General features: G+C 72.7%; 25 protein-coding genes. 6 read left to right on the top strand and 19 right to left on the bottom strand.

Annotated elements, in window-relative coordinates; translation table 11 throughout:
* Positions 1-96: 96 nt before the first annotated feature.
* Positions 97-1,041, bottom strand: a complete 945-nt coding sequence (locus AB0G79_RS18060) for a LysR family transcriptional regulator (RefSeq protein WP_360807403.1) — start codon at positions 1,039-1,041, stop codon at positions 97-99.
* Between the two features lie 70 nt (positions 1,042-1,111).
* Here AB0G79_RS18060 and AB0G79_RS18055 point away from each other — a divergent pair, with 70 nt between their 5' ends.
* Complete coding sequence (locus AB0G79_RS18055; RefSeq protein ID WP_360807401.1) at positions 1,112-2,347, top strand: TDT family transporter; 1,236 nt, start codon at positions 1,112-1,114, stop codon at positions 2,345-2,347.
* Here the strand turns inward: AB0G79_RS18055 and AB0G79_RS18050 are convergent.
* The 4 genes from AB0G79_RS18050 to AB0G79_RS18035 form a co-directional block, all read right to left on the bottom strand.
* Complete coding sequence (locus AB0G79_RS18050; protein WP_360807432.1) at positions 2,262-3,005, bottom strand: helical backbone metal receptor; 744 nt, start codon at positions 3,003-3,005, stop codon at positions 2,262-2,264. The two genes, AB0G79_RS18055 and AB0G79_RS18050, sit on opposite strands and share 86 nt — an antisense overlap.
* A 182-nt stretch (positions 3,006-3,187) precedes the next feature.
* Positions 3,188-3,739, bottom strand: coding sequence for an XRE family transcriptional regulator (locus AB0G79_RS18045; protein WP_360807399.1), 552 nt, complete (start codon positions 3,737-3,739; stop codon positions 3,188-3,190).
* Positions 3,740-3,914: 175 nt separating this feature from the next.
* The gene (locus tag AB0G79_RS18040; RefSeq protein ID WP_360807397.1) at positions 3,915-5,726 is read right to left on the bottom strand and encodes an ABC transporter permease/substrate binding protein; all 1,812 of its coding nucleotides are present in this window, start codon (positions 5,724-5,726) and stop codon (positions 3,915-3,917) included.
* Positions 5,719-6,783: a betaine/proline/choline family ABC transporter ATP-binding protein gene (locus AB0G79_RS18035; RefSeq protein ID WP_360807396.1), complete on the bottom strand. Its 1,065-nt coding sequence runs from the start codon at positions 6,781-6,783 to the stop codon at positions 5,719-5,721. The genes AB0G79_RS18040 and AB0G79_RS18035 overlap by 8 nt, the downstream gene beginning before the upstream one ends.
* 268 nt (positions 6,784-7,051) lie before the next feature.
* Between AB0G79_RS18035 and AB0G79_RS18030 the strand changes: the two genes are divergently transcribed.
* Together AB0G79_RS18030 and AB0G79_RS18025 are read left to right on the top strand one after the other, a co-directional pair.
* Positions 7,052-7,957: a 5'-3' exonuclease gene (locus AB0G79_RS18030; protein WP_360807430.1), complete on the top strand. Its 906-nt coding sequence runs from the start codon at positions 7,052-7,054 to the stop codon at positions 7,955-7,957.
* A gap of 88 nt (positions 7,958-8,045) precedes the next feature.
* Positions 8,046-8,882, top strand: a complete 837-nt coding sequence (locus tag AB0G79_RS18025) for a siderophore-interacting protein (RefSeq protein WP_360807394.1) — start codon at positions 8,046-8,048, stop codon at positions 8,880-8,882.
* Between the two features lie 106 nt (positions 8,883-8,988).
* On the opposite strand, the gene AB0G79_RS18020 is transcribed toward AB0G79_RS18025, so the two are convergent.
* The gene (locus tag AB0G79_RS18020; protein WP_360807392.1) at positions 8,989-9,624 is read right to left on the bottom strand and encodes a MerR family transcriptional regulator; all 636 of its coding nucleotides are present in this window, start codon (positions 9,622-9,624) and stop codon (positions 8,989-8,991) included.
* A 114-nt stretch (positions 9,625-9,738) separates the two neighbouring features.
* On the opposite strand from AB0G79_RS18020, the gene AB0G79_RS18015 reads away from it, so the two are divergent.
* Positions 9,739-10,686 (top strand): hypothetical protein, encoded by a 948-nt coding sequence (locus AB0G79_RS18015; RefSeq protein WP_360807390.1) that lies wholly within the window; start codon positions 9,739-9,741, stop codon positions 10,684-10,686.
* An 11-nt stretch (positions 10,687-10,697) separates the two neighbouring features.
* Complete coding sequence (locus AB0G79_RS18010; protein WP_360807388.1) at positions 10,698-11,693, top strand: ADP-ribosylglycohydrolase family protein; 996 nt, start codon at positions 10,698-10,700, stop codon at positions 11,691-11,693.
* Here the strand turns inward: AB0G79_RS18010 and AB0G79_RS18005 are convergent.
* From AB0G79_RS18005 to AB0G79_RS17945, 13 genes are all read right to left on the bottom strand, one after another.
* A complete protein-coding gene (locus AB0G79_RS18005; protein WP_360807386.1) occupies positions 11,665-12,465 on the bottom strand; it encodes a methyltransferase domain-containing protein in 801 nt (266 codons plus the stop codon). The genes AB0G79_RS18010 and AB0G79_RS18005 overlap by 29 nt on opposite strands.
* A gap of 14 nt (positions 12,466-12,479) precedes the next feature.
* Positions 12,480-13,868, bottom strand: coding sequence for a cytochrome P450 (locus tag AB0G79_RS18000; protein ID WP_360807384.1), 1,389 nt, complete (start codon positions 13,866-13,868; stop codon positions 12,480-12,482).
* A 183-nt stretch (positions 13,869-14,051) separates the two neighbouring features.
* Entirely contained in the window at positions 14,052-16,877 is a 2,826-nt protein-coding gene (locus AB0G79_RS17995) for a DEAD/DEAH box helicase (RefSeq protein ID WP_360807382.1), read from the bottom strand.
* Between the two features lie 123 nt (positions 16,878-17,000).
* Entirely contained in the window at positions 17,001-17,954 is a 954-nt protein-coding gene (gene tatC / locus AB0G79_RS17990; protein ID WP_360807380.1) for a twin-arginine translocase subunit TatC, read from the bottom strand.
* Between the two features lie 68 nt (positions 17,955-18,022).
* Complete coding sequence (gene tatA / locus AB0G79_RS17985; RefSeq protein WP_360807378.1) at positions 18,023-18,304, bottom strand: Sec-independent protein translocase subunit TatA; 282 nt, start codon at positions 18,302-18,304, stop codon at positions 18,023-18,025.
* A 207-nt stretch (positions 18,305-18,511) separates the two neighbouring features.
* Positions 18,512-18,709, bottom strand: coding sequence for a hypothetical protein (locus tag AB0G79_RS17980; protein WP_360807376.1), 198 nt, complete (start codon positions 18,707-18,709; stop codon positions 18,512-18,514).
* A 127-nt stretch (positions 18,710-18,836) separates the two neighbouring features.
* On the bottom strand, positions 18,837-19,061 hold the full coding sequence (locus AB0G79_RS17975; protein WP_360807428.1) for a hypothetical protein: 225 nt from the start codon (positions 19,059-19,061) through the stop codon (positions 18,837-18,839).
* A 25-nt stretch (positions 19,062-19,086) separates the two neighbouring features.
* Positions 19,087-20,040 carry a WYL domain-containing protein gene (locus tag AB0G79_RS17970; protein WP_360807374.1) on the bottom strand — a complete coding sequence of 318 codons (954 nt, stop codon included), beginning with the start codon at positions 20,038-20,040 and terminating at the stop codon, positions 19,087-19,089.
* Positions 20,041-20,056: 16 nt separating this feature from the next.
* Positions 20,057-21,013 carry a WYL domain-containing protein gene (locus AB0G79_RS17965; RefSeq protein ID WP_360807372.1) on the bottom strand — a complete coding sequence of 319 codons (957 nt, stop codon included), beginning with the start codon at positions 21,011-21,013 and terminating at the stop codon, positions 20,057-20,059.
* 152 nt (positions 21,014-21,165) lie between these two features.
* Positions 21,166-21,537 (bottom strand): FKBP-type peptidyl-prolyl cis-trans isomerase, encoded by a 372-nt coding sequence (locus AB0G79_RS17960; RefSeq protein ID WP_360807370.1) that lies wholly within the window; start codon positions 21,535-21,537, stop codon positions 21,166-21,168.
* A 76-nt stretch (positions 21,538-21,613) separates the two neighbouring features.
* Entirely contained in the window at positions 21,614-22,552 is a 939-nt protein-coding gene (locus tag AB0G79_RS17955) for an FKBP-type peptidyl-prolyl cis-trans isomerase (protein WP_360807368.1), read from the bottom strand.
* A 117-nt stretch (positions 22,553-22,669) separates the two neighbouring features.
* Complete coding sequence (gene pafA, locus AB0G79_RS17950) at positions 22,670-24,031, bottom strand: Pup--protein ligase (RefSeq protein ID WP_360807366.1); 1,362 nt, start codon at positions 24,029-24,031, stop codon at positions 22,670-22,672.
* A 69-nt stretch (positions 24,032-24,100) separates the two neighbouring features.
* Positions 24,101-25,375 (bottom strand): MFS transporter, encoded by a 1,275-nt coding sequence (locus AB0G79_RS17945; RefSeq protein ID WP_360807364.1) that lies wholly within the window; start codon positions 25,373-25,375, stop codon positions 24,101-24,103.
* 202 nt (positions 25,376-25,577) lie between these two features.
* Here AB0G79_RS17945 and AB0G79_RS17940 point away from each other — a divergent pair, with 202 nt between their 5' ends.
* On the top strand, positions 25,578-26,597 hold the full coding sequence (locus AB0G79_RS17940; protein ID WP_360807362.1) for a LacI family DNA-binding transcriptional regulator: 1,020 nt from the start codon (positions 25,578-25,580) through the stop codon (positions 26,595-26,597).
* Positions 26,598-26,626 lie beyond the last annotated feature (29 nt).

Here is a 26,626-nt window from a genome sequence, read left to right as displayed (position 1 = left end):
CACCCCTCCGCTCTTCCTATCTGTTTCGGGAAGGGGCGGGGTGGGGGAACGGCCCGCCGCGGGCGCCCCACCCCGCCCCACGCCTATCCCCGCCCCCTACCCCCGCGTCAGCGACAGCAGGTCGCGCGCCGGTCCCGTCGGCCGGTGGCCCGTCGGCCAGACCGCTCGCAGGTCCCGGCGGAGGAGTACCCCTTCGACCGGGATCGCGACGAGCCGCCGCGACGCCAGCTCCTCCGTGATCGCCAGCTCGCTGAGGACCGCCGGCCCCGCCCCGCTGACCGCCGCCGCCTTCACCGCCGTCGTGGAGGCGAGTTCGAGCAGCGGCTCGGCGAGCCCGCCGTGGGCCGCGAGGGCCGCGTCCAGGACCTGCCGGGTTCCGGAGCCCCGCTCGCGGAGGACCAGCGGCGTCGCCGCGAGTTCCGCCGGGTCGAGCGGTCCGCGCCGCCGCGCCCAGGGGTGCGAGGGCGCCGCGACGAGCGCCAGCCGGTCGTGCGCGACGACCACCCCGTCGAGTCCCTCGGGCACGGCGAGCCCTTCCACGAAGCCGACGTCCGCCTCGCCCGCGAAGAGCCGCTGGGCGACGGCCGCCGAGTTCCCCGCCTGGAGGGAGACCGCCGTGTCCGGCCGCTGGGCGCGGAGCGCGATGAGCCAGCCGGGCAGCAGGTACTCCGCGATGGTCATGGAGGCCGCGACCCTCAGCCGCGAGTCCCGTCTGCCCCGCAGGGCCGTCGCGCCCACGTCGAAGGCCTCCGCCGCCTCGACGATCCGCCGTGCCCAGTCCGTGACGAGGGCGCCCGCGTCGGTGAGCCGCGAGCCGCGCGGTGAGCGGTCGACGAGCGCCACGCCGAGCTGCCGCTCCATGGAGCGGATCCGGCTGCTCGCCGCGGGCTGGGTGATGCCGACCTCGCGGGCCGCGGCGCCGAGGCTGCCGTGCCGGGCGACGGCGAGGAGGAGTTCGAGCGCGCCGAGGTCGGGGACCCGGTGGGAGAGGTGCGGTCGCGGCGCGGCCGGACCCGGAACGCCCTTCGTCTCGCTGCTCATAAGGTCAGCTTATGACGTCATAGTCACAAGATCCCTGGTGGGGGCGGACAAACCACGCGAACGTGGAGTCATGGCAAGCCTCGCAACACCCCGCCCGGCCCACAGTCCGGCCCCCAGCGCCACCACCCCCGGCGCTCCCGCCCGCGCCGGCCGCCCGGCCGCACAGGCCGCCCCGGCCGCGCCCGTCACCCCGGCCCGTTCGGTCCGCCACCTCGGCCCGAACTGGTACGCCTCCGTCATGGGCACGGCGATCATCGCCAACGCGGGCGCCTCCCTCCCCGTGGACGTCCCCGGGCTCCGCACCGTCTGCGCGGCCTTCTGGGCGCTCTCCCTCGCGATGCTGCTCGTCCTGCTCACCGCCCGTGCCGTCCACTGGGCCCGCCACCGCGACCAGGCCCGCGCCCATCTCCTCGACCCCGCGACCGCCCCCTTCTACGGCTGTCTGTCGATGGCCCTGCTGGCCGTCGGCGGCGGAGCGATGATCGTGGGCCAGGACTGGATCGGCCTGCCCGCGGCGATCGCGGTCGACACGGTCCTGTTCACCGCCGGCACGGTGATCGGCCTGGCCGCCGCCGTGGCGATCCCCTACCTGATGGTGGTGCACCACAAGATCGAGAGCGCGTCGCCCGTGTGGCTGCTCCCGGTCGTCGCCCCCATGGTCTCGGCCGCCCTCGGCCCCCTGCTCGTGCCCCACCTCCCCGCCGGCCAGGCCCAGCAGACCCTGCTCGTCGCCTGTTACGCGATGTTCGGCATCAGCCTCCTCGGCACCCTGGTGATGCTGCCCCTGGTCTTCCAGCGGCTCGTGGTCGGCGGCCCGCTGCCCCTCGCGCTGACCCCCACGCTCTTCCTGGTGCTCGGCCCCCTCGGCCAGTCGACGACCGCCGCGAACAAGTTCGCCGACGCCGCCCAGGGCGTGCTGCCCGACACGTACGCCCACGGCTTCTCGGCCTTCGCGGTCCTCTACGGAGTCCCCGTCATGGGCTTCGCCCTGATGTGGCTGGCGCTCGCCGGGGCGATGGTGCTGCGCGCCCGCCGCAAGGGCATGGGCTTCGCCATGACCTTCTGGGCCTTCACCTTCCCCGTCGGTACCTGCGTCACCGGCGCCGAGGGGCTCGCCCAGCACACCGGGCTCGCCGCCTTCCGGTGGCTCGCCGTCGGCCTGTACGTGTTCCTCGTCGCGGCCTGGCTGGTGGCCGGCTTCCACACCGTGCGCGGGCTGCTCAGCGGCGCGCTGCTCGCAGCGCCCGGGACAGCTCCCGCGACAGCCGCTCGGGCGCCTCGGCGAGGGACGGCCCGTACCAGGTGAGCATGCGCCCGTCGACGAGCGCGGCGGCGGTCCCGGGGAACGCCTCGGGGCCGTCGTCGCGCGTGAAGCGGTAGGGCTCGTCGGGCAGGACGACGAGGTCGGGCGCGGCGGCACGGAGCTCGTCGAGCGGGATCCGGGGGTAGCGCTCGGCGTGGTCGGCGTACAGGTTGCGGACGCCGAGGCGGGTGAGCAGGTCGCCGGCGAAGGTGTCGGAGCCGAGGACCATCCAGGGGCGGCGCCAGATCGGCACGACGGCGGTGTACGGCTCCGGTGACCGCAGCGGGACCACCGCATCCCAGGCGGCTTCCGCCTCCGCCAGCCAGCGCGGGCGCCGGGGCGCGCCGCACGCGGCGAGGACCCGCTGCAGCTCGCGCAGGCCCTGGTCGAGCGTGCGGATCTCCGTGACGAGGACGTCGACGCCGGCGGCCCGCAGGGCGGCGATGTCGGGGGCGCGGTTCTCCTCCTCGTTGGCGAGGACGAGGTCGGGGCGGAGTGCGGCGATCGCCGCGACGTCGGGGTTCTTGGTGCCGCCGACGCGGACGACGTCGAGGGCGGCGGGGTGGCTGCACCAGTCGGTGGCGCCGACGAGGACGCCGGGCGGGGCGGAGACGGCGACGGCCTCGGTGAGGGAGGGGACGAGGGAGACCACCCGGGGCAGGGACCCGGCCCGGGGCAGGGACCCGGCCCTGATCAGGGACCCGGTCGGTGAGAGGGCCCGGGCCGGCGGCAGCGCCCGGGTCGGCGACGGAGACTCGGCCTGCGACGGGGATCCGGCCGGCGGCCGAGCCTCGGCCTGCGACGGGGATCCGGCCGGCGGCCGGGGCACCTCGCGCGGCCCGGTCACTCCTCCTCGACCTCGACGTGGTCGGCCACGGCGACGACGAGCAGTCGGGTGCCCGGCTCGGTCGCGCGCCAGCGGTGCCGTACGCCTCCCGAGAGGTACAGCGTGTCGCCGCGGCCCAGGCGGTGGGCGCGGCCCTCGGCCTCGACCTCGGCGGCCCCGTCGGCGACGAACAGGAGCTCGTCGTTCCGGTGCTGGAACTCGCGGCCCGCGTCCTGCTCGCCGGTGAACTCCAGCGCGTGCAGCTGGTGGCGGCCCCTGACCAGCCTGCGCACCCCGTCGGGCATGCCCGGGAGACGCTCGTCCGCCCGGACGACGTCGACCGTGCGGGAGGCCTCGGCCTCGGCGAGGAGCTCCCCCGCCGTGGTCTCCAGGGCTTCCGCGACGAGTTCGAGGGAGCGGCGGCTCGGGCGGGCGCGCTCGTTCTCGATCTGGCTGAGGAAGGGCACGGAGAGGCCGCTGCGCCGGGCGACGACGGCAAGGGTGAGCTGGAGCGTCCTGCGGCGCCTCTTGACGGCAGCGCCCACGCGGGGTGCTTCCTTCTCGTCCATGTCGGCTCCCTCCCTCTGCTCGTTCCCGGTCGTACCCGTCGGTTACCTGAACCTTACGCAGCTTTGGGGCGGTGTTTCGCGTCGTGACGAAAAGGGGTGGTCGCCGAACACGTTCGGCGACCACCCCTTTCCGGCCAGTGAGGCCGGCGGGACCCCGTGCGGGTCTCGTGGGCGGCTACTGCGGGGCGAGCTTCTCGGCGAGGCCGGGATTGCGGTCGAGCCAGGTGCGGACGGCCTGTTGCTCCTTGCCCTTGCCGGTCTCCTGGATGACGGCTTCGAGCCCGGTGAGCTGCGCCTCCGTCAGCTCGAAGTTCTTCAGCCAGGTGGCGACCTCGGGGTTGTCGGCGGCGAACCCCTCGCGGGCGAGGGTGTGGACGCCGTCGCCCTTGCCCCAGGTGCCCTTGGGGTCGGCGAGCTTCCTGAGGTCGTGGGTGGAGTAGGCCCAGTGCGGGGACCAGAGCGTGACGACGACGGGTTCCTTGCGGTCGTACGCGCGCTGGAGCTCGGCGAGCATGCCGGGGGTGGAGCCGTCGACGACCTCGTACTCGCCCTCCAGGCCGTACTCCTTGAGCACCTTGTCCTTGAGGATGCCCATCATCCCGGCGCTCGGCTCGATGCCGACGATCCGGCCCTTGAACCGCCCCGACTTCCCCTTGAGGTCGGCGAGCGAGTCGACGCCCTTCACGTAGGAGGGGACGGCGAGCTCCAGGGAGGTGGGGCCGTACCAGGAGCCGAGGTCCTCCAGCTTGTCGCGGTACTTCTCCCAGTACTGGGCGTGGGTGACGGGGAGCCAGGCGTCGGTCTGGAAGTCGAGCTGCCCGCCGGCGAGGCCGGTGTAGAGGGCGCCGGCCTCCAGCTGCTTGGTCTCCACCTCGTACCCGCGGCGCTCCAGGAGCTCCTTCCAGAGGTACGTGGAGGCGATGCCCTCGTCCCAGGGGATGTAGCCGATGCCGATCTTCTTGCCGTGGCCGGTGTTCGGGCCGGCGGCGGTGGTGGAGGTGGCCCCGCCGGAGCCCAGGAAGCCCGTGCCGCCCGCGACGAGGGCGAGGACGACGACGCCGACGAGGGCGGTGACGGGCTGCGGGCGGTGGGCCCAGACCGCCGCGCCGGGGCGGCCGGCGCTCAGCGCGGCACGGGCCTTGGCGGCGGCGCGGCGGCCCAGCGGGGAGACCTGCGTCCCGAGCGCGCCGGTCATGCGGTCCAGGTACATGGCGAGGACGACGATGGAGACGCCGGCCTCGAAGCCGAGGCCGATGTCGACGTTGCCGATGGCGCGGTAGACGGCACCGCCGAGGCCTCCGCCGCCGACCATGCCGGCGATGACGACCATGGAGAGGCCGAGCATGATGACCTGGTTGACGCCCGCCATGATCGTCGGGAGGGCGAGCGGGAGCTGGACGCGGAACAGGGTGTCGCGCGGGGTGGTGCCGAAGGCCTCGGCGGCCTCGACGAGTTCGCCGTCGACCTGGCGGATGCCGAGTTCGGTCATCCGGACGCCCGGGGGCAGCGCGAAGACGATGGTGGCGATGATGCCGGGGACGACGCCGACGCCGAAGAAGATGATGCCGGGGATGAGGTAGACCATCGCCGGCATGGTCTGCATGAAGTCGAGGACCGGCCGCAGGACCGCGCTGACCCTCTTCGACCGGGCCGCCCAGATGCCGAGCGGGACGGCGATGACCAGGGTGACGAGGGTGGAGACGAGGACGAGGGAGAGCGTCGCCATGGCCTCGTCCCACAGCTGGACGGAGTCGACGAGCGCGAACCCGGCGAAGGCGAGGAGGCCGGCGGCGAGGCCGCGGAGCCACCAGGCGACGACGGCGAGGATGCCGGCGAGGAGCAGCGGCTGCGGGGCGGACAGGACGGCGTCGATGCCGTCGTAGAGTCCGGTGACCCCGGTGCTGACGGCGTCGAAGAGCCAGGCGAGGTGGGCCTGGAGCCAGTCGACGGAGCTGTCGACCCAGTCGCCGAGGGGGAGCCTAGGCACCGGCGGTCACCTCCTCGCGCTCGGCGCCGCCCATGACGGCGAGGAGACGCTCCGGCGGTACGACTCCGAGGACGGCGCCGTCGGCGTCCTCGACGGTCACCGGGTGCGGGCCCCGGGCGGCGACGGCGCAGAGGTCCACGACGAGGGTGTCGGGTCCGACGACGGGGGCGTCCGGGGCGACGGGCGCGACGGGCGCCTCCATGACCGCGGAGGCGGTGAGCACGCGGGAGCGGTCGACGTCCTGGATGAAGGAGGCGACGTAGTCGTCGGCGGGGCGGACGAGGATGTCCTCGGCGGTGCCGAGCTGGACGATCCGGCCGTCGCGCATGACGGCGATGCGGTCGCCGAGGCGCATGGCCTCGTTGAGGTCGTGGGTGATGAAGACGATGGTCTTCTTCAGCCGCTGCTGGAGGACGAGGAGCTGGTCCTGCATGTCGCGGCGGATGAGGGGGTCGAGGGCGCTGAAGGACTCGTCCATGAGGAGCAGGTCGGCGTCGGTGGCGAGGGCGCGGGCGAGGCCGACGCGCTGCTGCATGCCGCCGGAGAGCTCGTCGGGCCAGGACTTCTCCCAGCCGGCGAGCCCGCACAGGGCGAGCGCCTCGGCGGCGCGGGTCTCGCGCTCGGCGCGGGGCACGCCCTGGACCTCCAGGCCGTAGGCGGCGTTCTCCAGGACGTTCCGGTGCGGGAAGAGTGCGAAGTGCTGGAAGACCATGCTGATCTTGGAGGACCGGACGGCGCGCATCTCTCGGGGGGAGAGCGCGGTGAGGTCGCGGCCGTCGAAGAGGACCCGGCCCGCGGTGGGTTCGAGGAGCCCGTTGAGCATGCGGAGGAGGGTGGACTTCCCGGAGCCGGACAGGCCCATCACGACGAAGATCTGACCCGGTTCGACGACGAAGCCGGCGTCGACGACGGCGGCCGTCGTGCCTTCGGCACGGAGCTCGGCCCGCAGTTCGGCGTGGCCTTCCTCGCGGTCGGCGCCGTCGGCGAGCCGCCGGACGGCGTCGTCGGGTCGTCTGCCGAACACCTTGAACAGATGGTCGGCCTGGAGCCTGGACACATACACCTCACGGGTAGCGACGAGAACGGCCCGCCGCCCCCGCGCGGGTCGGACCGTGGAGCGGGCGGGATCGGCCCGCGAGCCCGTTTTTCGCGTACGGGGATCCGTTCGTTGAATCCCGTACCGGGTTCCGCTCCGGGCTCGCGCCTGCCCGGGTCCACCAGGTGCAAACGCAAAGTGACGGGGGTCACGCGCAGTGACCCCCGGCCTTGTACCCGCGGCGTTGTCGGTGGTGTGCGGCATGATCGGGAGGGTGACCCGACGTCTGATGCTCCTCGACACCGCCAGCCTGTACTTCCGCGCCTACTTCGGCGTGCCGGACTCGGTCCGCGCGCCGGACGGCACTCCGGTGAACGCCGTGCGCGGGCTCCTCGACTTCGTGACCCGGCTCGTCCAGGACCACCGGCCCGACGACCTCGTGGCCTGCTGGGACGAGGACTGGCGGCCGCAGTGGCGGGTGGACCTGATCCCCTCGTACAAGGCGCACCGCGTCGCCGTCGAGACGGAGGCCGGCCCGGACGAGGAGGAGATCCCGGACACGCTCTCCCCGCAGGTGCCGGTGATCGAGGAGGTCCTCGCGGCCCTCGGCATCGCCCGGATCGGGGCGCCGGGGTACGAGGCGGACGACGTGATCGGGACGCTCGCGGGCCGGGCGGCGGGGCCGGTGGACATCGTGACGGGCGACCGGGACCTGTTCCAGCTCGTGGACGACGCCCGGGGCGTGCGCGTGCTGTACCCGCGCAAGGGCGTCGGCGACTGCGACCTGGTGGACGCCGAACTGATCCGTACGAAGTACGGGGTGCGCCCCGACCAGTACGCGGACTTCGCGGCGCTGCGCGGGGACGCGAGCGACGGGCTGCCCGGGGTGAAGGGCATCGGCGAGAAGACGGCCGCGCAGCTGATCACGGAGTACGGCGACCTGGCGGGGGTGCGGGCGGCGGCCGAGGACCGGACGTCGAAGCTGACCCCGGCGAAGCGGCGCGGGATCCTGGAGGCGGCGGCGTACCTGGACGTGGCACCGACGGTGGTGCGGGTCGCCGGGGACGTGGCGCTGCCGGAGTTCGATCCGGCGCTGCCGTCGGCACCGCGCGATCCTGCGGCTCTCGAGGCGCTGGTGAAGCGCTGGGGACTGGGCGGCGCGGTCGGCCGACTGCTGCCCGCACTTGAACGCTGAGGTTCCCTGCGACCGCTTGCGCGGGGATGCTAGCTTAGGCATACCTAAGTTACTCGCTTCCACTCATCGTCGAGTCAGGAGACCCCTCGTGGCGGACCAGCCGACCCGCAAGGCACCGAAGGCCACCGAAGCGCGTGTCGTGCGCACCGAGCGGATCACCCCGCACATGGTGCGGGTGGTCCTCGGCGGCCCCGGGCTCGACGCGTTCGAGGTCGGGGAGTTCACCGACCACTACGTGAAGCTGCTCTTCGCCCCGGAGGGCGTCTCCTACCCGGAGCCGTTCGACATGGAGCGGATCCGCGCGGAGTTCCCGCGCGAGGAGTGGCCGACGACCCGGACGTACACGGTACGGGCGTGGGACCCGGTCCACCGGGAGCTGACGATCGACTTCGTGGTCCACGGCGACGAGGGCCTGGCGGGCCCGTGGGCGGCGCGGGCGCAGGCGGGCGAAACGATCCGCTTCCTCGGCCCCGGCGGCGGGTACGCGCCGGACACGGCGGCGGACTGGCACCTGCTCGCGGGCGACGAGAGCGCCCTGCCGGCGATCGCGGTGGCGCTCGAACGACTCCCGGAGGGCGCGCGCGTGCACGCCTTCGTGGAGGTCGCGGACGCCTCGGAGGAGCAGAAGTTCGCCACGGCGGCGGGGGTGGAGGTCACCTGGCTGCACCGCGGCGACCGCGCGACGGGCGAGGCCGTCGTGGACGCGGTGCGGGCGCTCGACTTCCCGGAGGGCGACGTCCACGCCTTCGTCCACGGCGAGGCGGGCTTCGTGAAGGAGCTCCGCCGGCACCTGCGCATGGAGCGCGAGGTGCCGCGCGAACGCCTGTCGATCTCCGGGTACTGGCGCCTGGGCAAGACGGACGAGGCGTGGCGCGCGATCAAGCGCGACTGGAACGAGCAGGTGGAGCGCGAGCAGGAGAGCTGAGGCTCACCGCGCGCGACGACCGCGAGGACGACGCGGAGAGGGGCGGGGCCACGGGGCCCCGCCCCTCTCCGCGTGGTCGCCGCCCCTCTCCGCGTGGTCGCCGCCCCTACAACGCGTCGCCGTACGTCCGGTCCGAGGCGTCGGCCTGGGCGAGGCGGCGCAGGGCCGTGAGCATGGCGTCGCCGAGGACCGTGCCGACGACGGCGCTCTCCACGACCGACTCGCGGGCGACGTGGTGCGCCACGTACTCCAGGTCCGCCCGGGCGACCCGCTCCGCCGCGTCCGCGTAGGCGTCGAGCACCTCGGCGAAGTCGCCGTGCCCGAGCTCGTCGAGGGCCGCGAGCGCGACGGCCAGCGCCTCCCCCGCGCCACCGCCGGGATGGGCGCGCCAGCCGCGCGCGGCGACGAGGTCCTCGACCCTCTTCCTGGCCTCCGCCATCCCCGTGTCGCCCGGTTCGCGGTCGTAGCGCGGGACCATGCGGTTGACGGCGCTGCCGAGGACCTCGTGCACCGGCAGGTCACGGTCGTCGACCGCCGTGAGCACGTCGCGGATCGCGGCGAGCGGGAGACCGCCGATGTCGAGCAGGGCCCTGACGAGCCTGAGCCGCTGGACGTGTGCTTCCCCGTACGAGGCCTGGTTCGGGCTCGTCAGCTCGCCGGCCGGGAGGAGTCCCTCCCGTACGTAGAACTTGATCGTCGGCACCGACACCCCGGTCGTCCGACTCAACTCTCCGATGCGCACCGCGTCTTCACCTTCCCGGCATCTCCGCGGCCCTTGCCGCCTTCCCCTCCATCATAGATAGTGGAGCTATCAGATAGCGGCTAGTGTCGCTATCCATACTTCACGGGGGTTCCCATGCCGCTCTTATCCGCCTGGCACCGGCCGCTCGTCTGGTTCGCGGGCTCGATGGTCGCCCTGGCCGTGGTCTCCGCCGTCGGACTGGTCGCCGACGACCGGATCCTCGTGGGCGTGCCGATCTGGACCAAGCCGTTCAAGTTCTCGGTCTCGTTCGTCGCCTACGCGCTCTCGCTCGCGTGGATGCTCACCCTGCTCCCCCGAGGCCGGCGGATCGGCTGGTGGGCCGGGACGGTCGTCACCGCCGCGAGCGCCGCCGAGATGGTCCTGATCACCCTTCAGGTCGTCCGGGGCACCCGGAGCCACTTCAACCAGGCGACCGCCTTCGACACGGCCGTCTTCCAGATCATGGGCGCCACGGTCGGCGTCCTGTGGCTGGCCGCGCTGGTCATCGCCGTCCTCCTGCTGCGCGCCCGCATCCTCGACCCCGCCACCGCCTGGGCCGTCCGCCTCTCCTCCCTCATCGCCCTCGCGGGCGCTGCCGTGGGCTTCCTGATGGTGGCCCCGACCCCGGACCAGCTGGCGACGGAGAACCCGTCCGTCGTCGGCGCCCACAGCGTCGGCGTCCCGGACGGCGGCCCGTCCCTCCCCCTGACCGGCTGGGCCACCACCGGCGGCGACCTCCGCGTCCCCCACTTCTTCGGCATGCACGCCCTCCAGCTGCTGCCCCTGCTCCTCCTCGCCCTGACCGCCCTGGCGCCCCGCTTCCCCCGCCTGGCCGACCCCCGCGTCCGCCTCCGCCTCACCCTCACCGCCGCCACCACCTACGCGGCCGCCTTCGCCCTCCTCACCTGGCAGGCCCTCCGAGGCCAGCCCCTCACGTCCCCGGACGCCACCACCCTCACGGCAGCGACGGTCCTCGCCGTCGCAGCCGCGACGGCCACGGCGCTCAGCCTCCGCCCGTCCCCGGCCTCCCCCTCCCTCCACCGGCGACCCGCGACGCAATAGGCTCCGTGCCCATGCGAGACATGGACCGGGCGGTCGGCGCCGTCCTGGGCTCCGCCGCGGGCGACGCCCTCGGCGCACCCTTCGAGTTCGGGCTGCCCGGCCTCTTCCGCGAACGGTTTCCGGACGGCCGGGGAGAGCTGTGCGGAGGGGGCGGCTGGGATCCGGGCGAGGCGACCGACGACACGCAGATGGCCGTCCTCGTCGGGGAATCGCTCCTCGAACGGCACGGCCTCGACCTGCCGGACATCTTCGGCCGATTCCGCCGCTGGGCCGCGGCCGAACCCAAGGACATCGGCCTCCAGACCGAACAGGTCCTGCTCGGCGGCGACCCGTGGGACCTCGCCGCGAACCGTCACTTCCGGGTCAACTCCCGCGCTGCGGGGAACGGTTCGCTCATGCGGGCATCGACCGCCGCCGTCCGCTTCGCTCCCCGCGGCCGGACCGGGACCATGGACGCCGCCCGTCGCATCTCCGCACTGACCCACGGGGACAGGGCGGCCGGGGAGGGTACGGCGATCCTCCACGAACTCGTGCGGACGGCCCTCCTGGGCGAGGACCCGCTCACCGCTCTGCCCGGGGCGCTCTCCGAGGTGCCCGTCACCCATCGGGAACGCTGGGCCCGCGTCCTCTCCCCCGCGTGGCACCCCGACGACGCGACCGAGTTCAACGGCGCGGTCTGGCCGTGCCTCGGCTCGGCCGTGTGGGCGCTGCGCACCACGGGCTCCTTCGAGGAGGCCCTCGGCGCGGCGGTGGACCTCGGCGGCGACACGGACACCGTGGCGGCCGTCACCGGCATGCTCGCGGGAGCGGTCCACGGCGCCGGTGCCGTCCCGGCCCGCTGGGCCGCCGCCCTCCACGTACCCCTCCCCGGCTTCGGCGACCGCGTGCTGCGCGCCGGCGACCTCCGCGACCTGGCGGAGGCCCTCCTGCGCGCGGGGCTCCGAGAACCCCGTGACCGCCGCCGCGAGGCACCCGCCGTCAGCCCGTCAGCCGCTTCCTCGCCGTGAGCTGGAGGAGCCGGGCCGTGTGCGGGTACGGGTGGAGGGCCGTCGTCGCGAGTTCCAGGCGTTCCAGGTCGGCGTAGTACCCCGGGTCGTACTTGCGGGCGTCGTCGGTGATGTAGTCGCAGAAGGTACGGATGCCGTAGTGGTGGACGTCCTCGCAGCCGAGGGATTCCAGGGTCGGGATGAGCTCCTCCGCGGTGTGGAGGGTCAGTTCGGCGTCGAACAGGGCGCTCTGGAGCCGGTCGTCGCCGAGGGCTGCCAGGGCCGCCCGCGGGTCCGTCCGGCGGACGGCGATGTTCAGGGCCTCCGAGTGGCGGTTGATGGCCATCAGGGAGAAGAGGCCTCCTTCCCTCAGGGGCGCGAGCGCCCCCGCGAGGGTCGCCGGGACGTCGTCGACGTACTGCACGAGGTTGTGGCAGAGCACCACGTCGAACTCGCCGGCGGCGAGGTCCGCCGGGAGCTCCGTCACGTCGGCGCGGACGCACGCCACCCGCTCCGACAGGCCGCCCGCCGCCGCGCGTTCGCCCGCGGCGGCGAGCATGGCCGGGGCGTGGTCGACGACGGTGACGTGGTGCCCCCGGGCGGCGAGGCGTATCGCGTCCCCGCCGTCGCCGCCCGCCAGGTCGAGGACCCTCAGGGGGCCCTCGGCGGGGCCACCGACGTGACGCAGCAGGTTCGCCTCGGCGACCGTGTAGCGGATACGGCCCCAGGGCGCCTCCTGCCACTCCGTCCAGCCGGCCATCGCGGTGTCGAACTTCTCGGGGTTCTCGGGCATTCCGCGAAGATACGTCAGCGCCGGGCGCGGACCGTCGCCAGGACCTCTCGGTCCGGCTGGAGCGTGAGGCTCGGGACCGGGCGTATCTCGTCGGTGAGCAGGTCCAGGTGGTAGCGGCGGGCGAGGACCGCGAGGATGAGGACCGCCTCGACCATGGCGAAGCGCGTACCGAGGCAGACCCGGGGGCCACCGCCGAACGGGTACCACGCGTACTCCGGTATCTCCTCGGCCGGTTGGCCGTACTCGCCGGGGAGCCACCGCTCGGGCCGGAAGGCCTCCGCGTCCCCGTACCAGCGGGGGTCGCGCTGGGTCGCCCACTGGCTCGACCAGACGCGGGTGCCGGCCGGGACGGGCGCGCCGCCGAGCGTGGCGCCCTCCTTGGCGATGCCGGTGAGGAGCCAGATCGTCGGGTAGAGCCGCAGGGTCTCCTTCACGACGGCCTGGGTGTAGGTCAGAGAGGCGTAGTCCTCGTAGCCCGGCTCGTGGTCGGCGAGGACCCGGTCGAGCTCCTCGGCGAGGGCGTCGCGGACGCGGGGGTTGCGCGAGAGCAGGTGCCAGGCCCATACCAGCGTCGAACTCGTCGTCTCGTGACCGCCGATGTAGAGCGTGACCGTCTCGTCGCGGATCTCCCGGTCGGAGAGGCTGGCCCCCGTCTCGTCCCGTGCGGCGAGGAGGCGGCTGAGGAGGTCGGGCCGCTCCGTGTCGCCGTCGCGGTGGCGGGAGACGACGCGGGCGACCTCGGCGTCGATCACGGCCGTCGCCCGCTTGATGCGGGCGCGTCCGGGCGTGGGCACCCAGTCCGGCAGCAACGCCCCGATCCCGCTGAACTCCGCGCCGATCTCCTGCTGCGCGACGTCCATCGCCCGCCCGATCGCCTCCGCGTCGGCCGCCGTGTCGACGCCGAAGATGGTGCGGACCGCGACGAGTTGGGTGAGGGCGGCCATCTCCTTCTTGATGTCGACCCGCTGCCCGTCGCTCCAGCGGTCGGCCAGGTCCACCGCGCACTCGCTCATCGTCGCCGCGTACGACTTGACCTGCTTGGGGCGGACCGAGGGCTGGACGAGGGAGCGCTTGCGCCGCCAGTCGGCGCCCTTGGCGACCACGACCCCGTTTCCGAGGAGCGTGCGGAAGGCGATGCCCAGGTCGGGTTGGTCGAAGGTCCGCTCGACCTCGGTGAGGAGCTCCCCGATGGCGTCCGGGTGGGCGATGAAGAGCGCGGGGCCCCGGCCGAAGCGCCAGCGCACGAAGTCGCCGCGCTCGCGGAGCTGTTCGAAGAAGGCGAGGGGATCCTTGCCGAAGGCCGGCAGGTTCCCGAGGAACGGCACTCCCCGGGGGCCCTCGACGATGGTCGCGCCGGGACGCGATGTGTCCGTCCCGGCGTCGGGACCGGCTTGCGTGGTCACGTACGTCCCCTCCCCAACTCCCTGTCCGTGTGTGCGAGTCCATGCAATCGGAACGCCCCGTCACATGCCAGCCCTGTGGACGACGACCTGTGGATAACTTCCCGTCAACGGGAGGACGTCGGGTACGGCGAAGGGGCCCGTGGCACACACGCGCCACGGGCCCCTTCGACCGACGGTCCGGCCTCAGCCCACCGAGCTGTAGGCCACCACACCGCGCAGCAGCGAATCCACCGCCTTGCGGGCGTTCTTCGCGACCGTGCTGTTCTCCTTCGGCGCCGCCGCGGCGATCTGCCCGAGGACGTCGATGACCTGCTTGCACCAGCGGACGAAGTCGCCGGCGGGCATCTCCGCCTCGCGCAGCACCTCGTCGAGGCTCTTGTCGGAGGCCCACTGGTAGGCGGCCCAGGCGAAGCCGAGGTCCGGCTCGCGCTGGCCGACGCCCTCCGCCTGGTTGATCTTGAACTCCTCCTCGAGCGCGTCGAGCCGGCCCCAGATGCGGACCATCTCGCCGAGCGCCGCCTTCGCGTTGCCCGCGGGCAGCTTCGGCGCGACGGCGTCGTCCGCCTGGCGCGACTCGAAGACCAGCGCCGAGACGCACGCGGCGAGTTCGGGAGGCGTCAGCCCCTCCCAGACGCGGTCGCGCAGGCACTCGCTGGCCAGGAGGTCGAGCTCCCCGTAGAGCCGGGCGAGCCGCTTGCCGTTGTCCGTGACCTCGTCGCCCCGCAGGTAGTCGAGCTCGGTGAGGAGCGCGACGATCCGGTCGAAGGTACGGGCGATGGTGTTGGTCCGCCCCTCGATCCGCTTCTCCAGCTGCCGGGTGTCGCGCTGCAGGCGGTAGTAGCGCTCGGCCCAGCGGGCGTGGTCCTCGCGCTCGTCGCAGCCGTGGCAGGGATGCGCCCTGATCTCGGTCCGCAGCCGGGCGATCTGCCGGTCGTCGGCGGCGGCCGAGCGCTGCTTGTGGTGACGCTCGGGGTTGATGTGCCCAGCCTTGCTGCGCAGCGCCGAGGCGAGGTCCCTGCGGGACTGCGGGGAGCGCGGGTTGAAGGACTTCGGGATCCGCATGCGCTCCAGCGCCTGGACGGGGACCGGGAAGTCGATCGACGCGAGCCGCTTGACCTGGCGCTCGGCGGTGAGGACGAGCGGACGGGGGCCCTCGTGGTGCTCGAAGCCGCGGTGCCCGTTGATCCGCCCCGGGATGCCGGGGTCGAGGACGAGCGCGAGGCCCGCGAACTTGCCGGTGGGGACGTGGATGACGTCGCCCGGCTTGAGCTTCTCCAGCGATTCGGCGGCCTGGGCGCGCCGCTGCGAGGCACCCTGCCGGGCCAGGTCCGTCTCGCGGTCCTTGAGGTCGCGGCGGAGCCGCGCGTACTCCTCGAAGTCGCCGAGGTGGCACGTCATGCCCTCGCGGTACCCCTCCAGGCCCTCCTCGTTCTTCTGCACCTGGCGCGAGATGCCCACGACGGAGCGGTCGGCCTGGAACTGGGCGAAGGAGGTCTCCAGGAGCTCGCGCGAGCGGTGCCGGCCGAACTGGTCGACCAGGTTGACCGCCATGTTGTACGAGGGCCGGAAGCTGGAGCGCAGCGGGTACGTGCGCGTGCCGGCGAGGCCCGCGAGGTGGTCCGGGTCGAGGCCGCGCTGCCAGAGCACCACGGCGTGGCCCTCGACGTCGATGCCCCGGCGTCCGGCGCGGCCGGTGAGCTGGGTGTACTCGCCGGGGGTGATGTCGGCGTGCTGTTCGCCGTTCCACTTGACGAGCTTCTCGAGGACGACGGACCGCGCCGGCATGTTGATGCCGAGCGCGAGCGTCTCGGTGGCGAAGACGGCCTTCACGAGGCCGCGGACGAAGAGCTCCTCGACGACCTCCTTGAAGGTCGGGAGCATGCCGGCGTGGTGGGCGGCGATGCCCCGCTCCAGGGCTTCGAGCCACTCGTAGTAGCCGAGGACGTGGAGGTCCTCGGAGGGGATGGCGGCCGTGCGCTCCTCGACGATCTCGCGGACCCGCTGCCGTCCCGCGTCGTCGTTGAGCCGGAGTCCCGCGTACAGGCACTGCTGTACGGCGGCCTCGCAGCCGGCGCGGCTGAAGATGAAGGTGATGGCCGGGAGGAGTCCCTCGGCGTCGAGGCGCTCGATGACCTCGGGCCGCCCGGGGGTCCAGATCCGGGAGCGCTGGCGGCGCTCGCGCTCGCGGTCGGCCTCGCGGACCATCTTGCCGCGGCGCCGGTCGCGCGGGTTGTACGTGCGCGAGTTCTCGGTCCGGGCCAGGCGGAGGAGGTCGGGGTTGACCTCGCGGCGGGCCGCGCCGCGGCCGCCGTGGTCGGTCTCCTCCTCGAAGAGGTCGTACATCCGGCGTCCGGCCAGGACGTGCTGCCACAGCGGCACGGGGCGGCTCTCGGAGACGATGACCTCGGTGTCGCCGCGGACCGTGTCGAGCCAGTCGCCGAACTCCTCGGCGTTGGACACGGTCGCGGAGAGCGAGACCAGCGTGACGGACTCCGGGAGGTGGATGATCACTTCCTCCCAGACGGCGCCGCGGAAGCGGTCCGAGAGGTAGTGCACCTCGTCCATCACCACGTACCCGAGGCCGGAGAGGGCCTGGGACCCCGCGTACAGCATGTTGCGGAGGACTTCGGTGGTCATGACGACGACCGGCGCGTCCCCGTTGACGCTGTTGTCACCGGTGAGGAGGCCGACCTTCTCGGCTCCGTACCGCTTCACGAGGTCGGCGAACTTCTGGTTCGACAGCGCCTTGATCGGGGTCGTGTAGAAGCACTTGCGGCCCTGGCTCAGGGCGAGGTGGACGGCGAACTCGCCGACGATGGTCTTGCCGGAGCCCGTGGGCGCGGCGACGAGCACGCCCTTGCCCGCTTCGAGGGCCTTGCAGGCCTCGATCTGGAAGGGGTCCAGACCGAACTCGTACATCTCGCGGAAGGGGGCCAGGGCGGTCTTCCGCTCGGCGTTTCGGGCGCGGGCGGCTGCGTACGCTTCGGCTGGCGTGAGGTCCTCTGTCATCTTGTTGTCGAGCCTACCCGCCACCTCTGACAGTGACGCGATCTTTATCGGGGGAATGGGACCGGCCCGGAAACGCGAAATCCCCCAGGCCCATGACCTGGGGGATTTCGGGAGATCAGGAGATCAGGTGATGTCGTCGTAGCCGTTCGCGCGGTGGACCGCACCGCCCGACCCGTTGGCCTGCTCGGGCAGGGCCCTGGCGGCGCTGACGGGTTCGACGGCCTCGACCGACTGCGGGGTGAGGTCGAGCGAGGAGGCCTCGTCGTCGTCGAGCGCGGCGTCGGGGTCGGCCCGCCTGCGCCGCTTGTCGTTGAGCAGCGCGATGCCCACCGCGGCGAAGTACAGGAGGATGATCGGACCGGCGAGGGCGATCATGCCGAGCGGGTCGGTGGACGGCGTGGCCACCGCGCCGAAGACGAAGGTGCCCATGATCATGGCCCGCCACCAGCCGGCCATGCGCTTGCCCGTCACCACGCCGGTGAGGTTGAGCATGATCAGCAGCAGGGGGAGCTCGAAGGCGAGACCGAAGACCAGCACCATGCGCGTGGTGAAGTCGAGCATGTCGTCGAGCGAGAGGAAGTTCGACGCAACGTCGGGCGTGATGCTGATGAGCACCCGCACGCTGACCGGCATGATCAGGAACGCGGTGAGCGCGCCGGCGGCGAAGAGGGGGACGGCCACGGCGGAGAAGATGTACGTGTACTTCTTCTCGCTCTTGTGGAGGCCGGGCGCGATGAACGCCCACAGCTGGTACAGCCAGACCGGCGTGGACGCGAGCAGGCCCGCCAGCATGACGACCTTCACCGTCGAGGTGAAGGGGGACAGCATGGTCTGGTACGCGAGGGTCACACAGCGTCCGCCCGTGTTGTCCGTCACCGCACCGGACGTCGTGCACTTGGGCACGGGCGAGGCCAGAAGGTCCATCAGTTGCTGGCTGAAGAACGCGGCCACGATCGAGGCCGCGACGATCGCCAGCATCGCCTTGGCCACGCGGTTGCGCAGCTCACGCAGATGGTCCGCGAGAGGCATCCGCCCCTCGGGGTCCTTCTCCTTCTGTGTGCGGGCAGACTTGAGCAACCCACGTCCTCATCTCATGCGGGCAGGACGCCGAGCGGCGCCCTTGGGGCGAGCGGGTCGGGCCGGGATCAGCGCTGGGTGGTGTCCGTGGTCTCGGTGACCGGGCGGGCGCTGGAGACGTCGCCGGGCGCGGCCTTGATGGTGCGCTGGGCCGGGGTCGCCTGGTCGGCCGGCGGGCCGGCGGGAGCGGTCTCGCCGCCCTCGGACTTCATCGCCTTGGCCTCGCTCTTGAGGATGCGGGCGGACTTGCCGAGCGAGCGCGCCATCTCCGGAAGCTTCTTGGCACCGAAGAGCAGCACGATGACGAGGAGGATGAGGCTGATCTCGAGGGGGCCGATCTGACGGAACATGGCTGTGGTCTCTTCTCACCGAGGCGGCATGGTTGCGTGCCCGGCGGGTCGGACGTGCGTCCGGCCACCGCGCTGCCTGCGATCGTAACCCGCAGGAGTAAACGCAGGGCAATGCCCCTGCATACTGCGAATTTCGTCGTGGGAGCGCTGGTAGGGGGCCCTTCGTGGTGCGCGCGGCACGGCATCGGCGCAGCGTGTGGCACGCGTTCAGCGCAGCGTCTCACCCGTACGGGCCAGTCCTGTGGCCGCGTCTTCGAGCTCTTCGGCCGCCGCGCTGATCCGTTCTGTGGTACGGGCCACTTGGCGGCCGAGGCGCTGGACCTCGAGGAAGACCTTGATGGCGAGGACGCCGAGGACGGCGATGCCGAGGAAGCCGAGAGCGATGGCGAGCATGGGCCAGAACATGCGCCGAGCCTAGACGGTGGCGGGCGGAACGGGCCGCTCAGGCCTCCGGCGCGAGCCGCTCGGACCCTCGGAGCGAACCGAACGGGCGGTCGGAACGGGCCCGGCCGGCCCGGCCGGCGGCCTCTCCTCAGCCGGTCGTGTGGAGCCGCAGGGTCCGGACGCCGCCGCCCGTGAGGAGTTCGACGATCCGCTCCCCCGCAGGCTTGCGGACGGAGCTGCCGCACTCGGGGCAGGTGAAGGAGTAGAAGGTCGTACGGCGGCTTCCGCCGATGGCTAGCCGCAGGGCGCTCGCCGCGAGCTCGAAGCGGGCGCGGCAGTCCGGGCAGGCGGCCTTGAAGAGGACCGGGGCCATCGTCGCCGTCAGGCCGCGTGTCACCTCAGACCTCCTCGTACGCGGCGAGCGCGGCCGTCGCGGCCTCGCGGGCGCTGTCGGCGAGCTCGCGCGGAGCGACGATCCGGCCGTCGCTGCCGAGGCGCAGCGCGAGTCTCTTCAGCGAGGCGGGGTCCGGCGTCCTCAGCGTGATCCGCAGGCCGCCGTCGGGAAGCTCCTCGGCACGGTCGTGCGGGTAGTACTCGGCGACCCAGCGGCCGCCGGGGCCGACCTCGACGACCACCTCGGGGTCGTCGGCGGAGGGCTGGACGAGTCCTTCGGAGAGGTCGCGGAGTTCGAGCTCGGGCGGCGCGGCGTGCTCGTCCAGGAGCCGGATCTCGACGACCCGGTCGAGGCGGAAGGTGCGGCGCGCCTCGGAGAGGCGGCACCACGCCTCCATGTAGGTGTGGCCGACGGCGAAGAGGCGGATCGGGTCGACCTCGCGCTCGGTGAGCTCGTCGCGGGCGGGCGAGTAGTAGCGCACCCACAGGCGCCGGCGCTCGGAGATGGCGCGGTCGACCTCGGCGAAGACGCCGCCCTCGGACTCGAAGGTGACGGAGAGGCGCGAGCTGGCCCCGGCGGCCTCTCCGGCCGCGGCCTCCAGCTTGGCGGTGGCGCGCACGAGCGCGTCCCGGTCGCTCTCGCGCAGGCCCGGCAGGGTGGCGACGGCGCGGGCGGCGACCAGGAGGGCCGTCGCCTCGTCGGCCGCGAGCCGCAGCGGCGCCGCGACGTCGTCGGGGTTGTGCCACCAGATCCGGTCGCCGTCGGTGTCGATGTCGAGCAGGTCCCCGCCCCGGAAGCTGGTGCCGCACATGGGCAGCACGTCGAGGTCGGAGATGAGCTCGTCCTCGGTGATCCCGAAGGCGCGCGCCACGTCGGCGACGTGCGCGCCGGGGCGCTCGCGGAGATAGGTGACGAGGGACAGCATCCGCCTCGTCTGGTCGATCGCGTTGGCAGCCATGCGGTACGTCTCCCCCTCAGCCCTTGGCCACGGCGCGCAGCCGGTCCAGTACATCGGCCCGCAGATCGGCCGGCTCCAGCACGACGACGTCGGGGCCGAACTCGACGAGCCAGGCGTCGAGGCCGTGCCCGTACGGGATCTCCAGCTCGTCCCAGCCGTCCTCGCCGACCCGCACGGACTGGGCGCGGGCGCGCAGCGGGTAGCCGCAGCCGGCGCGCAGCCGGATCCGGGCGGAGCGGGTGGCGGTCTCGCCGGCCCAGCTCTCGACGGTCTCGCGGACGGTCACGACGTCGGGCACGGGCGCGGTGAAGGCTCCGGCGCGGGAGCGGACCTTCCCGGTGATCCGGGAGAGCCGGAAGACCCGCTCGGCGCCCCGGTCGCGGTCCCAGCCCGCGAGGTACCAGTGGCCGCGCCAGCATTCGAGGGTCCAGGGTTCGACCTGGCGGGACTCGGGGCGGGCGGCGTTGGCCTTGCGGTAGTCGAAGACGACCGGCCGGCGGTCGCGACAGGCCAGCATGAGGGGCTCGAAGGCGGCCTCGTGGACCGGGATGCGGGGTTCGAGGGCGCTGGGCTGGACGTCGTACGAGTCCTCGGCCTCCGGCATGCCCGCGGCGCGGAGCTTCTGGAGGGCGCCGCTGGCGGCTCCGGCGAGCCGGGCCTGCTGCCAGACCCTGGCGGCGAGGCCGAGCGCGGCGGCCTCCTCGGCGTCGAGGGTGATGGGCGGGAGCCGGTTGGAGTCGCGGCGGGCGAGGTAGCCGGTCTCGCCGTCCAGGTTCTCGACGGTCTCGATGACGAGGCCGAGCTCGCGCAGGTCGTCCTTGTCGCGCTCGAACATCCGGTTGAAGGCTTCGTCGCCGCTCGCTTCGAGGTAGGCCTCGATGGAGCCGCGGAGCTCGCGCTTGCTGAGCGGGCGGCGCGTCCCGAGCAGGCACAGCGCGAGATTCATCAGCCGCTCGGACTTGGCAATCGCCATCGACGCCCCGCACCCCTTTTGCCGGATCCCACTGTCGGACGTCCGACCGTACCGCCCCGGGGTCTCGGGACGAAAGCCGAGGGCCCCCGCCACGGACGGCGGGGGCCCTCGGGGTGTCTCCGCCGATCGGACGATCGGCGATCAGACGGTGATCAGACGGCGACGAGGTCGCAGACGAAGATCAGCGTCTCGCCCGGGGCGATGGCGCTGCCGGCACCGCGGTCGCCGTAGGCGAGGTCCGCGGGGATGATCAGCTCGCGACGGCCGCCGACCTTCATGCCCTGGACGCCCTGGTCCCAGCCGGAGATGACCTGGCCGACACCGAGCTGGAACTGCAGCGGGGTGCCGCGGTTCCAGGAGGAGTCGAACTCCTCGCCGGTGGAGAAGGCCACGCCCACGTAGTGGACGGAGACCCTGGCGCCGGCCTTGGCCTCGGCGCCGTCACCCTCCCAGATGTCCCGGATCTGCAGGGTCTTCGGCGGCTCGCCACCCGGGAAGTCGACCTCGGGCTTCTCGATGCTCACGGAACTGCTCCTCAAACTGATGTACTGCTCGATCAGGACAGTCTTACATCTCCGCCGCCGTGGGGCGGCGTCGTCCTTACATCTTGGTGAGGATGTCCACCGCGAAGACGAGCGTGGAGTTCTTCGGGATGCCCTGCTTCTCCTGGTCGCCGAAGGCCTCGGACGGCGGGGCGACGATCAGGACGCGGCTGCCGATCTTCTTGCCGACGAGGCCGTTCTTCAGGCCCTTCAGCGTGAGCTGGGGCAGCGGGAAGTTCGCGGGCTTGCCGGTGGTGTACGTCGAGTCGAAGACCTTGCCGTCCTTCCACAGGGCGGCGACGTAGTTCACGACGACCGTGTCGGTGGCCTTGACGACCTCGCCCTTGGACTCGAGGACGTAGTTCGAGACGAGCTTGGTCGGCGCGGCGACCTTGGGAACGGTCAGCGTGGGCGCCTTGCCGTCCGTGTTGGTGCCGACCTTCGGAAGGTTCTTGTCCTCCTGCGGGACGACGGTGCCCTCGGCCGACTTCGGGATGGTGGCGGCCTTCAGGATGTCCACGACGAAGACGAGGGTCGCGTTGGGCTTGATGTCGCCCTGGCCCTGGGCGCCGTAACCGAGCTCCGGCGGGATGCCGATCTCGACGCGGCTGCCGACCTTCTGGCCCTTGAGGCCCTGGTCCCAGCCCTTGATGACCTGACCGGCGCCGAGCGTGAGGTCGAAGGGGGTGCCGCGGTCGAAGCTGTTGTCGAAGGGGGTCGTGGAGTCCCACGCCTGACCCAGGTAGTTCACCTGGAGCGCGTCGCCGTCCTTCGTCACCGGGCCGTCGCCCTCGCTGATGACGTTGACCTTCAGTTCCTTGGGCGGGTCGCCCTCGCCCTTCGAGAGGGTCGGCTTCTGACCGAACTCGGCGCCCGCGGTGATGGCGGGAAGCCCGTTCTTCATCGAGGCGGAATCGGAGCCCTTGTCGTCGCTGCCGCACGCCGCCGTGGAAAGCAGCAGCAGCGGGACGACGAGAAGGCCGGCAAGTCGGCGCACGTGTTCCTCAGATCTCAGACGGCACAGTAGTTGTGCCGACACTCTAGGGGTTCCTCCTGTCACGTCGAGGGCCCCGCACGCCAGAAGTGCGGGGCCCCACGGTCCGTCATGACGGTGCTACATCCCGGCGATCAGCTTTTCCACGCGCTCGTCGACGGAGCGGAACGGGTCCTTGCACAGCACGGTGCGCTGCGCCTGGTCGTTGAGCTTGAGATGCACCCAGTCGACGGTGAAGTCCCGGCGCTGCTCCTGTGCGCGGCGGATGAAGTCGCCGCGGAGCCGGGCCCGGGTGGTCTGCGGGGGCACGGACTTGCCCTCGAAGATCTTCAGGTCGTTGCAGATCCGGGCCGCCTGGCCGTTCTTCTGGAGCAGGTAGTACAGCCCGCGGCGGCGGTGGATGTCGTGGTACGCGAGGTCTATCTGCGCGACCCGCGGATTCGACATGGTCATGTTGTGCTTGGCCCGGTACCGCTCGATGAGCCGGTGCTTCATGACCCAGTCGATCTCGGTCTCGATGCGGTCGAGCTGCTCGTTCTCGATCGCGTCGAGCGTGCGTCCCCAGAGCTCCAGGACCTGGGCGACGGTGCCGGTGCGGATGCCGCGCCGGTCGACGAAGTCGACGGCCTTGTCGTAGTACTCGCGCTGGACCTCGAGGGCGGAGGCCTCGCGTCCGCTGGCGAGCCTGACCTTGCGCTGGCCCGTGATGTCGTGGCTGACCTCGCGGATGGCCCGGATCGGGTTCTCCAGGGTGAGGTCGCGCATGACGGTGCCGGCCTCGATCATGCGGAGCACCAGGTCGGTGGCGCCGACCTTGAGCAGCATGGTCGTCTCGGACATGTTCGAGTCGCCCACGATGACGTGGAGGCGGCGGTACCGCTCGGCGTCGGCGTGGGGCTCGTCCCGGGTGTTGATGATGGGTCGGGAGCGGGTGGTCGCGGAGCTGACGCCCTCCCAGATGTGCTCGGCGCGCTGGGAGACGCAGAAGACCGCGCCGCGCGGGGTCTGGAGGACCTTTCCCGCACCGCAGATGAGCTGCCGGGTGACGAGGAAGGGAATCAGGATGTCCGCGAGGCGGGAGAACTCCCCGTGGCGGGCGACGAGATAGTTCTCGTGGCAGCCGTAGGAGTTTCCGGCCGAGTCGGTGTTGTTCTTGAAGAGATAGACGTCGCCCGCGATTCCCTCCTCGTGCAGGCGGCGTTCGGCGTCGACGAGCAGGCCCTCGAGAATGCGCTCGCCCGCCTTGTCGTGCGTGACCAGTTCGGTCACGTTGTCGCATTCCGGTGTGGCGTATTCCGGATGCGAACCCACGTCGAGGTACAGGCGGGCGCCGTTCCGCAGGAAGACATTGCTGCTGCGGCCCCATGACACGACACGGCGGAAGAGGTAGCGCGCCACTTCGTCAGGAGACAGTCGGCGCTGTCCCCTGAACGTGCACGTGACGCCGTACTCGTTCTCCAGCCCGAAAATGCGGCGGTCCATGTCTGAACATTACGCCTGACGGCCTGTGCTGAAACCGGGTTGGACGTTCCCGTTTCGATCATTTTCCGATCAGTGCGTGTTCTTTTCGGTGTGTACGGGGGTGGAACCGCCCGCGCTGACGGCGTGTCGCGCCTCGGGGACCGCCCGGGCGGCCGGTGCCCGCAGGACCCTTCCGGTGGCGAGGAGGACGAGGAAGGCGACGAGACCGCCCGCGCCGGCGACGGCGAACCCGGTGGGCGTCCCGGCGAGTTCGACGGCGGGGCCGGCGACGGCCGAGCCGAGGGCAGCGCCGACGCCGAAGGTCGTGACGAGCCAGGAGAAGGCCTCGGTGACGGTGCCGGTCGGGGCGTGCCGGTCGACCACGATGAACGCGCAGGCGAGGGCCGGGGCCAGGAAGACGCCGGACAGGACCGCGAGGCCGGTCATGGCGACGGGGCCGGGCGTGAGCGTGAGCGGCAGGTAGCAGAGCGCGAGCAGCAGGACGAGGACCCGGAGCCGGCTCTCGGGCGCACCGGCCCAGGGGCGCGCGCCGTAGGCGACGCCGCCGAGGAGGGCGCCGAGGCCGAGGGCGGCCATCAGCCAGCCGTAGACGGACGGCGCGCCGCGGTCGTCGGCGTAGGCGACGGCGGCGACGGTGATCGAGCCGAGCGCGAGGCCGACGAAGAAGAAGGAGCCGAGGAGGGCGAGGAGGCCGGGCGAACGCAGGGCGCCGAGCCAGTGGGCCTCGCGGGGCGCGGAGCGCCAGGCGCGGGAGGGCGCGGAGAGGACGACGCTGAGGGCGCCGAGGACGCCGAGGACGTTGACGACGAGGAGCGCGGCGGCCGGCGACCAGAGGGCGACGAGCAGCGTCAGGAGGAGGGGCCCGACGGTGAACATGACCTCCTGGGCGACGGCGTCGAGGGCGTACGCGCGGTGGACCCGGTCCTCACGGCCGAGGACGCTCGGCCACAGGGCCCGCAGGCCGCCCTCAAGGGGTGGGGTGAAGAGTCCGGCGAGGACGACGGCCGCGTAGGCGAGGGGGAGGTTCCCGATGCCGGTGAGCGCGAGCAGGACCATGCCGAGGGCGGAGAGGACGGCGGCGGGCAGCTGGACGCGCAGCTGGCCCCTGAGGTCGACGGCGCGGCCCAGGAGGGGCTGGCCGACGGCGGTGGCGAGGCCGTAGGCGGCGATGAGGCCGCCGGCGAGCGTGTAGCTGCCGCCCTGGTCGCGGACGAAGAGGGTCACGGCGATGGGGCCGATGCCGTTGGGCAGGCGGCCGACGAGGGTGCCGGCGAGCAGCCGGGCCGCGTGCGGCGCCCTGAGGATGTCGAGATAGCCGCCGTGTGCCGTGGCCTCGGTGGCCATGTGGGTCTCCCCTCCGCCTCGGACACCGCCGAGGTTTTACGTATAACGTGCGTCGTTATACGTACCATGTCGGCGGCGCGCGGGTCCAGCCCGCGCTGCGCCCGCGACCGGGTACTGTCCGGATTCCATCCGACGTACCGGACAGGCCCCAGCACAGGACCTGGGCGCCCGGTACCGCGACCCGTCCGACGCGGAGGCTTGTGTGCAGACCCCGGAGCCGCTCGGCGGCACGCGCCCGACCAGCAGGGACGTCGCCAGGGCCGCCGGCGTCTCGCAGGCCACCGTCTCGCTCGTCCTCGGCGACAAGTGGCGCGGGCGCGTCTCCGAGCGCACCGCCGACACCGTCCGGGAAGCCGCCCGGAGCCTCGGCTACCGGCCCAACCTCGCCGCCCGGAACCTCCGCCTCGGCCACACCCGCACGGCCCTGCTCGTCGTCCCGGCGCTCACCAACGAGTTCTTCGCCCGGGTCTACACGGGCGCGGCGACCGTCGCCGCCCGGCACGGCTTCGGCGTCGTCCTCTACCCCTCCCCCGACGGCGTCGGGCCCGCCAGGGACCCCTTCGCGTCCGCCCGTGCCGCCCTCGACGGGGTCATCGCCTCCTCGATGGCCTCGGACGCCCTCAAGGCCTTCCGGGGCACCGACCTGCCCCTCGTCATGCTCGACAGCGACCCGGCCGACACCGGCGCCGCCGCGCACGTGAACCTCGACGTCGCGGACGGCATGCGCCAGGTCACCGGCCACCTGCTCGCCCTCGGCCACCGGCGGTTCGTCCACCTCGCCTCGGCGGTCCCGTCCTGGACCTTCGACGTCCGGGCCGCCGCGCTCGCCGAGTCCCTCGCCGGCGTCTCCGTACGGACCGTCCGGGCGCCCCTGGACGTGCACGGCGCCATGGCGGCCGCCGAGCGGGCCCTCTCGGGGCCCGGCCCGCTCCCCACGGCGCTCGTGTGCGACGACGACATCCTCGCGGCCGGCGCCTGCAAGGCCGTCCGACGCCTCGGGCTCCGGGTCCCCGAGGACATCTCGGTGACCGGTTTCGACGACCTCGCGCTCGCGACCGCCGTCGAGCCGGAGCTCACCACCGTCTCGCTGCCCGCCGAGCGCATCGGCGAGCGGGGCATGGCGGCCCTCCTGGCCGTCCTCGCGGGCGAACCGCCGCAGCCGGACGACCTCCCGGTCACCCTCGCCTGCCGCGGCTCCTCGGGCCCCGCGCCGGCGGCCTGACACGCGGAGCACGCACGCGGAGCGGACAC

This window comes from Streptomyces sp. NPDC020807 (genome assembly GCF_040641575.1).
In the GTDB taxonomy this organism is placed as follows: domain Bacteria; phylum Actinomycetota; class Actinomycetes; order Streptomycetales; family Streptomycetaceae; genus Streptomyces.
This window is presented reverse-complemented; position numbering and strand designations above follow the sequence as displayed.